The sequence below is a fragment of the Candidatus Thermokryptus mobilis genome (genome assembly GCF_900070205.1).
GTDB classification, from domain to species: domain Bacteria; phylum Bacteroidota; class Ignavibacteria; order Kryptoniales; family Kryptoniaceae; genus Kryptonium; species Kryptonium mobile.
Map to the genome: position 1 here is coordinate 37725 of NZ_FAOO01000014.1, position 13341 is coordinate 51065.

8 protein-coding genes are annotated in these 13341 nt (G+C 38.3%); 1 reads left to right on the forward strand and 7 read right to left on the reverse strand.

Annotated elements, in window-relative coordinates:
- Positions 1-27 precede the first annotated feature (27 nt).
- On the forward strand, positions 28-2322 hold the full coding sequence (gene metE, locus FKZ43_RS09040) for a 5-methyltetrahydropteroyltriglutamate--homocysteine S-methyltransferase (RefSeq protein WP_140945563.1): 2295 nt from the start codon (positions 28-30) through the stop codon (positions 2320-2322).
- Here metE and FKZ43_RS09045 read toward each other — a convergent pair.
- The 7 genes from FKZ43_RS09045 to FKZ43_RS09070 form a co-directional block, all read right to left on the reverse strand.
- Positions 2319-3113, reverse strand: a complete 795-nt coding sequence (locus FKZ43_RS09045) for an alpha/beta fold hydrolase (protein ID WP_140945564.1) — start codon at positions 3111-3113, stop codon at positions 2319-2321. The genes metE and FKZ43_RS09045 overlap by 4 nt on opposite strands.
- A gap of 19 nt (positions 3114-3132) precedes the next feature.
- Positions 3133-3972 carry a sugar ABC transporter permease gene (locus FKZ43_RS09050; protein WP_140945565.1) on the reverse strand — a complete coding sequence of 280 codons (840 nt, stop codon included), beginning with the start codon at positions 3970-3972 and terminating at the stop codon, positions 3133-3135.
- Positions 3965-4852: a carbohydrate ABC transporter permease gene (locus FKZ43_RS11610; protein ID WP_235894730.1), complete on the reverse strand. Its 888-nt coding sequence runs from the start codon at positions 4850-4852 to the stop codon at positions 3965-3967. The genes FKZ43_RS09050 and FKZ43_RS11610 overlap by 8 nt, the downstream gene beginning before the upstream one ends.
- The gene (locus FKZ43_RS11615; protein ID WP_235894731.1) at positions 4845-6065 is read right to left on the reverse strand and encodes an extracellular solute-binding protein; all 1221 of its coding nucleotides are present in this window, start codon (positions 6063-6065) and stop codon (positions 4845-4847) included. The genes FKZ43_RS11610 and FKZ43_RS11615 overlap by 8 nt, the downstream gene beginning before the upstream one ends.
- Entirely contained in the window at positions 6062-8260 is a 2199-nt protein-coding gene (locus tag FKZ43_RS09060) for a hypothetical protein (RefSeq protein WP_140945566.1), read from the reverse strand. The genes FKZ43_RS11615 and FKZ43_RS09060 overlap by 4 nt, the downstream gene beginning before the upstream one ends.
- Positions 8261-8274: 14 nt before the next feature.
- On the reverse strand, positions 8275-12522 hold the full coding sequence (locus FKZ43_RS09065; RefSeq protein WP_140945567.1) for an alpha-amylase family glycosyl hydrolase: 4248 nt from the start codon (positions 12520-12522) through the stop codon (positions 8275-8277).
- A gap of 89 nt (positions 12523-12611) precedes the next feature.
- A partial coding sequence (locus FKZ43_RS09070) for a T9SS type A sorting domain-containing protein (protein ID WP_140945568.1) occupies positions 12612-13341 on the reverse strand: 730 nt, incomplete at its 5' end.

The window sequence follows — 13341 nt, forward strand, 5'->3', positions numbered from 1 at the left end:
ATAAATAAAAACTAAATTCAACTGAGGATGGCAATAAAAACGACCGCTTTCGGTTACCCCAAAATCGGTCCAAATAGAGAATTAAAAAAAGTAGTTGAAAGCTACTGGGCTGGTCAAATAACGAAAGAGGAACTTTACAAACAGACAGAAGAGATTCAAATTCAGCGTTTAAAGACACTGAAAGAAGCTGAACTTGACTACATTCCATCAAACGATTTTTCGCTTTATGATTTCATACTTGACATTTCAACAATGCTTGGTGTAATACCGAAAAGATTTGGCGATAATTACGACATTGACACATACTTTGCAATGGCTCGTGGGAGTAAAACAGCTGTCGCTTGTGAGATGACGAAATGGTTTGACACAAATTATCACTATATCGTGCCAGAGTTTGAAAATGAATTCAAACTTTTAAAAAATAGACCACTTGACTCGTATAAATTTGCGCTTGAAAAGGTCGGCGTAGAAACAAAACCTGTCCTCGTTGGTCCATTTACTTATGTTTGGCTTGGCAAAGTCCCCAAGAAACAAGAGGGAACACTTTTAGTTCATATGGTCAAAGCGAGAGAGAGTGAACGCTTCAAAGAACTTGTTATAAATGCCTCAAAAATTTACAACCAAATTTTAAAAGAACTTGAGGCAAACGGAGTTAAAGCCGTTCAACTTGACGAGCCAGCGCTTGTCCTTGACCTTGAAGAAGATGATGTTGCAATTTTAATTGAGTCCTACAGGACTTTAACGCAAGGACTTAAAGATATTGAAGTTTTCGTCCATACATATTACGAAAGTTTGTCAAGGTATGAAGAGATTGTTAATAATTTGCCTGTGAGTGGAATTGGACTTGATTTCACAGTCAACGATGAAAATCTTGAGAATTTGAAAAAGTTTGGATTTCCAAAGGACAAAAAATTAATCACGGGGATTGTCTCGGGCAGAGACCCATGGAAAATTGACTTTGCGAAAACCGTTGACTTAATAAATCAAATTTTAAATTTCGTCAGCGAAGATAAACTTATAATTTCAAACTCATCTCCGCTTTTCCACCTCCCGGTTTCAATAGAGTATGAAAAGGGACATCTTGATGAGAGGTTGATTAACCTTTTATCATTTGCGAATGAACGGCTTGATGAATTGAAAACACTGAAAAAAATAATTAACGAGGGCTTTCCTGTACCTTCACAAAATTTACAAGCGATAATGGATGAATTCAAAGATGAGCGGGTGCGAAGAAGAGTTGCAGAAATTGATGAGAATAAAATTGGCAGGAAAGATAACTTCAAAGAAAGATACCAGAAGCAAATTTCACTACTTGGATTGCCGAAATTCCCAACAACCACAATAGGCAGCTTCCCGCAAACAAAAGAAGTCAGGAAAACAAGAGCTGACTTCGTTGCTGGTAAAATCTCACAAGATGAATATGAAAACTTCATAAAAGAGCAAATAAAAAATGTCATAAAAATTCAAGAGGAACTTGAACTTGATGTTCTCGTCCATGGCGAATTTGAAAGATCGGATATGGTTGAATTTTTCGGACAAAAGATGAAGGGCTTCGCATTTACGAAGAACGGTTGGGTTCAATCATACGGGACAAGATGCGTAAGACCGCCAATTATCCACGGAGATGTTTCAAGACCTGAACCGATGACTGTTAAGGAAATCTCTTATGCTCAGTCGCTCACTTCAAAACCAGTTAAAGGAATGCTCACTGGACCTGTTACGATTTTAAGTTGGTCGTTTTATAGAAAGGACATACCAAAAAAAGAAATCGCTTATCAAATTGCACTTGCATTAAGAGATGAGGTTAGCGACCTTGAAAGAGCTGGGATAAAGGTAATTCAAATTGATGAACCGGCTTTTAGAGAAGGGCTTCCGCTTAAAAAGTCAAAGCAGAGGGAATATCTTGAATGGGCTGTTAACGCTTTTAAATTGACCAATGAACAAGTCAAACCGGAGACACAAATTCAAACGCATATGTGCTATTCTGAGTTCAATGAGATCATTGAATACATCTATGCTATGGACTCTGATGTCATCTTGATAGAGGCATCACGAAGCAAGGGTGAAATACTTGATGCATTTGAAAGGTTCAAATATGACCACGCAATCGGTCCCGGTGTCTATGATATCCACTCCCCACGCATTCCAACAGTTGAAGAGATGCTTGAGATAGCCGAGAGGTCAATAAAGTTAATTGACAAAAATTTGATATGGATTAATCCTGATTGCGGTCTTAAAACGAGAAATTGGGAAGAGGTTATTCCATCGTTAAAAAATATGGTCACCGTGGCAAAAATTATGCGAGAAAGATATGGTGACTAAATTTTCTGCAAGAAATTTAAAATCGCCCGATTAAATTCTTCAGCATTTTCAAGGTTGCTTAAATGCCCGGCGTTTGGAATGACGACGAGTTCGCTTTCCTTAATTTTCAAGTTGATTTCCCGAGCTAACGCAGGTGGTGTTAAGGCATCATCTTCGCCTACAATTATCAATGTGGGAACATCTATCTTCTCGAGCACGGAGGTTGTGTCCGTTCTCGTTGAAAGGGATATCAAATTTCCTGCGATTCCCTTCTCATCATTTTCATATATCAATTTCTTTACAAACTCAACGACTTCATAGTTTCTTTCAAATGTCTTCTGTGAAAGAGCTGTTTTTACAAACTCATCAATAAATTTTTCCTTCCCGTGAAATTTCAATATGTGAAGCATTTGATTTCTTCTTAATTTTGCTTCGTTCCCGTCGGATTCAGCCCTTGTATCGCATAATATCAAAGCATGGAAAAACGACGGATTTTTTTCATATGCTCTTAAAAGCACATATCCACCCATTGACAAACCACAGGCGATAACTTTTTCAATTTTTAAGCTCAGAAGCAACTCAATGAAATCATCCACATGATTTTCAAACATATATTGTCCATCACCGACCTCACTTTTACCGAAACCTCTAAGGTCATATGTAAGTATAGAAAATTTATCCCGCAAAGCTTTAACCTGTCCTTCCCACATTTTTTGATTCAGCGGGAAGGCGTGAACGAAAACAACAACAGGGCTTGATTCAAGCTGATGGAGGTTATAATTAATTACAAAGCCATTTACTTTTATTTCCATAATTGCGCCAAAATTTTTTTTAACCTTTAACGCTTCCAAGCGTAAGCCCAGAGATAAGATATCTACTCAAAATTAAAAATAGCAAAACAGCTGGTATACTTACAAAAAGAGAGCCTGCTGCATAAAGCCCCCATTGAGTTGCCATGCTTGACTCAAATTGTTTAAGTCCGATTGCAAGTGTGTAAAGTTCCGGCTCTTGTAGAATCTGTGCAGCAACGACATACTCAGCCCAAGACGACATAAAAGAAAAAAGCGCTGTTATGACAAGAGCAGGAAGAGCCAATGGGAAGACAACTTTATAAAATGCTTGAAATTGATTGCATCCATCTATCCGTGCAGCTTCTTCCAAACTTACCGGAATCGTATCATAATATCCCTTCATCTGCCAAACACAAAAAGGTAAAGCAGTTGATGTATAAACAATGATCACGCCAAGATAACTGTTAAGCAGTTTAAGTTTTATAAGCATTATGTAAAGGGGAAGCAAAAGCATTGTTGCGGGAAACATCTGCGTTATCAAAATTCCAATCATAACCGCCTTTTTTCCGAAGAACTTAAACCTTGACAGAGCATAACCAGCGGTTGAAGCAAGTGTAACCCCGGTTATCATAACTGCAAGAGAAATAAGCGTTGAGTTAAGAAGCCATCTCAAAAACGGCGTCTCTGTAAATAAAGAGATATAAGAACTTAAAGTTGCCCCCTCGGGGATTATGCTAAGTGAAGTTGAGAGAAGCTTGTCAGCGGGTCTTAAAGATATGCTCACAACATTTAAAACAGGATAAATAGTTAAAGACGTGAAAATCACAAGGAAAAGATAGGCAGAGAAGTCAATCAAAATTTTTTTCACTTTTTCATTCATATACAGACTCAACCGCTCTTGTTTTCTTTAAGAAATACAGCCCTATGGCAAGCAGTATGAAAAATATCACGACCGATAAAGCTGAAGCATAACCATACCTGTAGAGGTTAAACGCTGCTTTATAAACATATGAGACGAGTATATGTGTTTGATCTGCCGGTTCCCCTCCATTTGAAACAAGCCAAACTATGTTAAGGTTATTGAATGTCCATATAATGCCAAGGGTTATAGCTGGGGCCATAACAGGTCTTAAAAATGGCAGGGTTATATTTTTGAATTTCTGCCACGCTGATGCTCCGTCAATTTCAGCTGCTTCATATAATTCTTGAGGAATGCTTTGCAGTCCACCTAAAGCAACAACCATCATAAAAGGAAAACCAAGCCAAACATTTGTTATTATACAAGCAGTAAAAGCTTCAAATGGTCTCAAAAGCCACTCAACTGGTGAAAGGTTCAAGTATTTTGCGATGAAGATATTAATTGCACCATATTCATAGTTAAACATACTCCTCCAAGTAAGTGCAGTTATCACCTGAGGAATTGCCCAAGGTAAAATTAGAAGCGTTCTAAAAATTGGCTTAAATTTAAGTGATTTCCTATTCAAAACTAAAGCAAGAAAAACACCAATGAGAACATGAAATGAAACATTCACAAATGTCCAAATCAATGTCTTAAAGAAAACCGAATAAAAAATCCCCTCAGAGAAAACCTTGACATACTGCTTCAACCCAATTATCCTCCAATCGCGAAAGTGCCTCAAGCTCATATTTGAAAGCGAGATGACGATGTTATAAACAAATGGATAAACGATGACTCCAAACATTACGATAACCGCTGGCAATAGAAAAGCAATTATAAAGATGTTTTGCCTTTTACTCATTCATCTCTTCAATTTTTTTTATGGCGAGCTGTTGCATCTTTTCTGCTGCTTCTTCAGGTGAAATTGTGCCACCGAGCACCGCCTGATAATATGGTCTCATGGCATCCCATATCGCACGAAGTTCAGGCACAACTGGCATTGGCTTCCCAACTTCCATTTGAGAAATTGATGCTTGAATTAATGGATCAGCTTTCACAATCTCACTTTCAAGTGCTTTTTTATGAGTCGGGATAGTTCCAAGGGCTTTGGTATGTTCAAGCTGAACCTCCGGGCTGACAAGATACTTGAAGAGGTCAATCACATAAGGTAGTTTCCTTTCACTAACATTGACATTGATTGAATAGCCCTTTATTGCAACCATAGGAGCTGGCCAAAGTCCTGTTTCATCAACCCTCGGAATTTTAGCTATTCCAAAATCAACCCCAGCTTTTTTATAACCACCAACTGACCAAGGACCGTTGATTAACATTCCTGCCCTTCCCTCTTTAAAAAGAGCATCAGCGGTATTGTAATCACACTCTCGCGGGACAATCTTATATTTATCTTTCAAATCACGAACAAATTGAAGTGCTCTAACAGTTGCTTCAGTGTTTAAAGTTGGATTTCCAGTTGAATCCATCACCCATCCACCAAAGCCAGTTAAAAAAGGGATAAAGAAAAATGGCTCAGTGTAATTCCACACAAGCCCGTATTGATCTATCTTACCATCACCATCAATGTCCTTTGTCAATTCCTTCCCAATTCTAATCAACTCACTCATCTTTTCAGGTGGTTTTTTGACAAGTTTTTTGTTGTAAAGCAGAAAAAGATGATTTCCAATTTGATCTCCTATTTGATACAAATGCCCTTTATACCAAAGCAATCCTCTCGGGTCAAATTGATTTATGAAACCAGTATCAAAAATTTCCTCAAGCGGTTTTATTATTTCAAGAACTTCAAAAACCCCTATTTGATCGCTCGGTCCATAAACGATATCAGGTCCTTTTCCAGCAACCGCCGAAATTATATAAGCTGATCTTAATTCCTCCGTCTCTTTATACAAAACGATCACCTTAACATTTGGATGCTCCGCCATATATTTTTTTACGGCGGTTTCAAGCACTTCCCTTTCACCAGGCGGTTTTTGATGCCATATGACAATCCTGATCTCATCACTATTTTCTGAGCAAGAGGTAAAAAATAACAAAAGGAAAAGGAAACAAAAAGGTCTCATCTCAAGCGCAGGATTGAATTGTTAAGAAATTCTGGGGTTTCAACTTTATAGCCAGCTTTTTGAAGGAATTTGTAAACATTTATCAAATGCGTTCTAAATCCTTCATCAAACGGCTCATCTCCACCAAGACCTGTCTGGTCTTCGCCATACCACCAGAACCAATCGCTTCCTTCGGCGGAGTAAATTGACTCCCATGCTTTGAGCTCATAATATCTTTTTGTTCCCGGTTTTGGCGATTCAAAATTTTTTGGGCTCTTAACATTTAACTTCTCCATATCTTGTCTTACATAAAGCAAATATTCCCACGCTAAATTCTCCTCTTCTTCACCGATCCAAGTATCAAAGTTAGCGTTAATCCAGCTCCCAGCCCAAAGTGGTTCAATTTCAGTGTGCTCAATTATCGGATGCGATTTAATCCCTCGGTCTGGATTTCCATATATCCACTCGGACATCGTCACAGTAACAATTTGACCTTCTTTGTATAATTTACTCAATTTCCTGTAAAGCGCGTTTAAAAACCCCTTCCCATCTTCGTCCTTTCTATACCACTCCCAAGCATTTTCACCATCAAGTATCACTGATATCAATCTTTCTTCGCTTGAATCCTCGGGCGCAAAGCTCAAAACATAGCGTATAAAATCATCTGCAGCGACCTCAGGGTCATAATTTTGATAAACAAAACCAATCGCATCAGACAAATGGGTATCTCTAAAAACAATTAAAAGCGAACCGTTTTCATTATTATTCCCCTTAATTGTATCCTCATCAACGCGATATGGGAAGTAGAAAGGTAAACCCTTGGGATCAGAATTTGAAAGTACTTTTTCATCAGTAGCAATCCACCTAATCCCATTCTTGACAAAGATTGATACAACCTGTTCAGATACTGCACCTTCAGCTGGCCACATTCCAAGCGGTTTTCTTCCAAAAATTTTATGATAATAATCCACCGCTTTTTTTACTTGCATATATGCATCATCAGGATAACTAAATCTTTGGGGAAGCTTGTCAAACGGCTGACAAATTCGCGCTACATCAGTATCATAAATTAAAGGCAAAATCGGATGATAAAATGGTGTAGTGATGATTTCTATCTGACCTTTTCTCGTTTTGAAATCATACATCAGCTTCTTGTGCACAGGGATAATTGACGACATCACCTTAAATGTCTCAGCAACGATTCTGTTACAGTCATCTTCTGTGATTTCCTTTTTGAGATAATACTTCCCCTCCCTTCGCTCAATCAAGTCGGTTAAATCAACTATTAATCCGTTTGGAAGTTTAACCTTCCCATTTAAAAAGTCGGGGTCAAAGTTCGCAAGATAAAAGAAAAATTTTATCTTCCTGATATCTGAAATGCTGTATTCATTCGGATTCTTTTCCTTTAGAGCTTTGTATTCTGGAAATCTATCCAAAACAACTTCACTTACGCTGAAACAATTCCACGAATTCTTGTAAAGATATCCGAAGTCAACTTCTGTAAATTCCTCCGAGTTCTTCAACATCAAATCAATCCAAGGATCTATCCTGACGCCATCTTTGAAGTATCTTTTTGCATCAACTCTATTTCGTTCCAGGTTAACATAGGGCTTTAACCTTTTTACATAAAATTCTTCAATTTGCAATAACAAAGATGAGGTCAAATTTATAGTCACATGGACATCAGGATATTTTTCAAGTATGCTCGCCATATCGTAATAATCTTTTGTGCCGTGCGTTCTAACCCAAGGACCGCGAAGTTCATCTCTTTCGGGATCAATATAAGAGGGCTGATGTTGATGCCAAATTATGTTAAGATAAATTTTGTTTGTTTTCGGGTAAATATCTTCAAGATTTGCCCTCGCATCAGGCTCAGATTGAAGCAAAATTTTCCAATCATAAGATAAAACGAAAACAGAGTTATAGTCGGTTCTGTTAAAGTTTTCAACCCTAACTGGGTTGCCAGGGTCGGTTATCCATTTATCATCAACGATAAACTTATACTGATAAAGCCCGGGTTTAATTTTAAATTTCCCTGTCCAAAATCCATTTTCATCCCTTGTCAAGAAATCATTTCTATTCCAACCGTTGAAGTCACCAGCTATTGCAACCTTTTTAGCTTCAGGTGCGTAAATTTTAAAGACGACATAGCCGTCTTCAAGCTTCGGTTGTGATAAAAGAGCAGTCGTCAGCAGAAAAAAGAGGAATTTTTTCATCCCTTAAACCGAGATTATTTTAACAAAATCATTTTTTTAACATCTCTGAAATTCCCTGCTCTTAACTCATAAAAATAAATCCCGCTTGGCAATCCATCAGCGTGAAATTTAACCCTGAATCTTCCCGGGTTCAACTCACCTTGAAAAACTGTAGCAACTTCCCTGCCCAGCACATCATAAACGCTAATTTTTACATCACCTTTAATCGGAACTTCAAACTCAATCAATGTCTCCGGGTTAAATGGATTTGGGTAATTTTGATAAAGTTTAAACTCCAAAGGTATTTGACCAACTTCATCGGATGGCACTGAAACTATTGGTGGAACTTGAAGAGTATCCCTTGTCAAAGACACTGTATAAACCGCTGAACCATATGGTTCAAGCGTAACTTGAACAGTTGAAAGTCCAGATCCGCTAATTTGTTGATTGATATTTCTAAACAGGTCATTCAAGTAATAATTTGCGTTGTCATTTACACCACCAGTAAAACTCACGAAATCTCTTATGTTAAGCGATACTGTCTTCGTTTGATCTGAAAAATTCAACACAACCAGCCCATTTTGATTCTCAAACCTTTTCACATAAGCATAGACCCTTGAATCGTTAGCATTTACCATGATATGTTCTCTACTTCTAAAAGCTGGGAATTTTTCTCTTATCAGTGCAAGCCGTTGATAATGTGCTTGCAAAAGTTCTTTATCTGGGTCATTCCAATTTATTTTAAATCTTCTACCTTCAAACTCTCCCATTCCGTTGCCGAAACCAACTTCCTGTCCAGCATAAACGAGGGGAATCCCTGGGATAGTAAATAAAAGCGTAGCAAGTGGTTTTGTTTTTCTTAAATCACTCTGATAAACGAGCGCAATCCGCGTTTCATCTTGGTTTTCCATATATCTGAGATATTGAGAGTTCGGTCCAGGATAATAGCCGTAATTTGTGGCGATATTATTTAACTCATTTAAACTCATTGTGTAAGCATTTTTAAATGCGTTCCACATATTTCTGTCATATGCTGCATCAACCCCACCTCCTTTGTCGGCATAGATTATCTCTGTTCCTAATCCAGTGCCAGCAGCTTCAGCAAGAAGCAATATATCTGGCTTAACTTTTTTAAGCGCCTTTCTTATCGGAACTCCAAAATTTTGCTCCCCATATCTCTTCTGTGGTCCCCAATAGACATCAAATCTAAAACCGTCAACCCCAACATCTTTTACCCACCATTTCAGCATATCAATCATATAACTTCTTAAATCAATATCCGACCAATCAAGATTTGCAAGCGACCAATCAGCATATCTTACATAAACGGAATCTGGCGAATACGATTGAGGTAGTTCCTCACCGTGCGGGAAAATTGTGTGTTGGATAAAACTCCAATAAGGCGAGTTTTCCCTATATTGTCTTGCACTTTGAACCCAAGGATGACCATCAGCAACATGATTTACTGTCATATCAAGTATAACTTTGATCCCCAATGAATGCGCTTTTCTTAAAAACTCTTTAAAATCATCCATTGTCCCATATTCCGGTGCAATTTTGTAAAAGTCAACAATTCCATAACCACCCCCAACCGCATCAATTCTATATTGATTTAACATAATCGGCATAAGCCAAATGACATTGTAGCCCATTGATTTTACATAGTCAAGCCGTGCGGTTGCTGCTCTAATAGTTCCTTCATCGGTAAAAGAGTGAAGGAAGATCAAATACATGCGTGCATTTTTTACCCAAGCAGGATTATCAGCATAACCTGGAAAATAAACAGAACCATCTGAATTTATAGTGAAATAATTCCTTGTGGTGTCAGCATTCCCAGATGGATCACTTGCAATGAGCATGAAGAAATAATCCCCTGGTGTTTGGGGTTTTGAAATTGCAATAACATTTGAAGTTGAACCATTAACACCAGATATTATCTCAGGATTTGTTGAATCAGCAAACCAAACGAAACTTAACACATCACCATCTGGATCGGTGCTTTCACTCGCATCAAGATATATCGTGTTGCCAGAAATTGAAAATTTTATTTTCGCATCCGGACGATGATCAACTATTCTATAAATGTTAACTTTGTTTGAATATCCCGACTTGTTATTTAAAGTCGCCTTTGCCTGCATTATGTTATCCCCTTCAACCAGTGAGACATTTGCGGAAAACTTACCTCCAGATGCACCGTATGTCCCCTTGTTTCCATTTACGAAAAGTTCAATATATGTGACTTCACTTGCAAGCGTCCCATCAGGACGTCTTATTTCACCGTTTATAGTTATGCTTGATTTTCTAGTCCTCCTCGGTTGGGTCAGAATTTTAACTATCGGGATACCTTCAACATCAAATCCAAGCTGTTCGGGTCTTACTCCAGCGTAACCTCGCCATTCATTATCAATTCTTGAGTAAATCGGGCTCGAACCTGTGACATAATAACTTAACATTTTTCTCTGAACCGCATCGTCAGAAAAAGCAATGTCAAATACATTCGGACTCCCATTTTCATCACTACCGCCATTTGAAGAAGTAATTTTAACAGCATTTCCATCTCCATCAATAAGGAAAGAATAAACCGTAACATAGAGCTTTTGAGTAACCGTCCCAAGATAGCTAGAGATATCATCAACCGAAAGTGAAAACTTTATCTTGTTTAAATCTATCGCTGAAGGATTAATCTGAACATTTCGCCACTTCGTCAAAGGTGAAACCTTGGTATAAATAGCGTTAAATCTCGGGTCGCTTAATCCCGGAGCAAAAATCATATAAAAGCCACGGTCACTGAAATCCGAAATCTCCACACCAGCACCGAAAGGATCAACAACGAAATTGTCAATAGAGGTATTAATTGAAACAACCAGCGCGGTATTTATCGTGACATCGCGAAGTCCAACTTCAAAAAAGATTGTGTCCTTACTTGAGTTCAAATACATATCAAAACTTAAAATATCACACGAACCCGGCTGAAATCCATTTGGATAAACATAATCCCCATCCCCTACATCATCCGATGTATTATCAACATAATGAAAGCCCGAGCCCTGCGGGAAAATTCCAAACGATGAATAAGTTACCCCAGAATTTCCCTCTTTATCACTTGCCTCAAACCTTAACTCGTGTCTTCCAACAGTTAAACCCGAGACCTGTGCAGTTACAATCTTTGTCGCTGTATCATAATTTGACTGGATCAAATTCCCATCAAGATAAACTTTAACCGAACTTGGGTCTATCCCCTTCTCTCTTGAACTATCAAATACCTTCGCCAAGATGTTGATTGATTGTATCGTATCTCCAAAAATTGAACCATTATATGGGCTCATCACTTTAAAATACGGTTTAAGCTGTCTTCTCACATAAGCAACTGAATTTCCATATTGCCCCCTTGTAATTGGATTATCCGGGTCAGCAGTCCAAATTGAGTTGTTAAGGTAAAACTTGTACTCATATTCCCCCTCCGTTAACTTCAAAGTCTTAACCCAAACACCCCGTGTTGAATCAAACTGCATCGGGTCTTCCCCCCAACCGTTGAATTCACCACGAAGCGCCACAGATGTGATGTTTTTATACGGATTCCTTGAACTTCTCGGATCAAAAATAAACTCATATTCAGCCTGATAAATCCTGTATGTGACATCAACTGTAAATCTTGAAGTATCTTGACCGACTTTGCCAGTGGTAGTTTTAACTTCAAGCTTTATAAAATGCTGACCGTTTGAAAGTGGCTGTGGTGGAACATAACTGAACTTCTGACTTCCGGGGTTAAAATAACTTAATCCATTCGGGACAAGCTGACCATCTATGTAAAGATTTATCTCTGATATCGTTGTGCCAGAAGAATAAAATATATATGCTGAAATTTCAGGTTGGTCTCTGTTTGTAATTGAGCCATGCTTTGGGAGGAGATGGAAAACCATCGGATCGGTGACGATGATGATTGAATTGTTATAATTTGAATAGTTGATCCTCGGATTGTTCGGATCGGTTATCCATGTTTCGCCATTACCGTCATTGTTTCTGTCCTCTACGAATTTATATTCAAAAGTTCCAATTCCGAGATTTTCAACTTTATACCAAACCCCTGAATTAGGGTCATAGCTCATTTTAAATCTCACATCGGAAACGATGCCATTGACATTGTTCCCCCAATTGTTGAAGCTCCCAGCAAGAAACACAGCGTTGACCGGGGTTTGAGGTTTATAATAAAATGTAACCGGGACAGTTTGAGAGAGTAAAAATTGAAAAAGCGAAAACATAAGCAGGGATAATCTTTTAATCATCGCAATGCCTGATTATTTTTAAAATTACCTTAAATTATTTCAACCTTGCGGGAGAGGGTTAACCCTCTCCCAACAAGAGAGAAGTTTTTTCACTTCATAAGCACCATCTTCTTCACATCCATAAACTCACCCGCCTGTAACCTATAGAAATAGACACCGCTTGGATATCCAACAGCGTTCCACCTGACAGTTCTCCCATAACCAGCTTCCATATAACCATCATAAAGCACAGCGACACGCTCACCAAGCGAATTGAAAATCTCTATCTTAACATTGCCTGACTTCGGAAGGTCAAATTTTATCTCAGTCCCAGGGTTAAACGGATTAGGATAATTTTGATAAAGAACATATCTATCTGGAATTTCAGCAACAACTCTGGCAGTTATTGAACCAAACTCTTGACGATTCCCGTTGAAATCAACAGAATAAATTTTGTATTCATATGTCATTCCACTCTTCACATCGGTATCCGTGTAAGAGTATCTCTTGCCGTGCGGGCTTGTGCCAAGACCTCTAAGTTCTGGATTTGTTTGATAACCAGCGATGTATTTGAACTCAACTTCACCTTCTGCCTTCCTGAAAATCTCAAATCCAGCGTTATTAAACTCGCTTCCCGTCTCCCAAACAAGCGTCACCTTTGAATTCCCCGTTAAGGCAACTAAAGAAACAAATTGAACAGGAAGTGATTGGTCTTTATTTCCACTACTATTTGGTGAAACACCGGCTGTAACAACAAATCCCCAATAATGTGTATACGTCTTGTTACCGGTTCCATCTGTCTGAGCATCATTAGGTGTAATACCATATTGATATCCACCG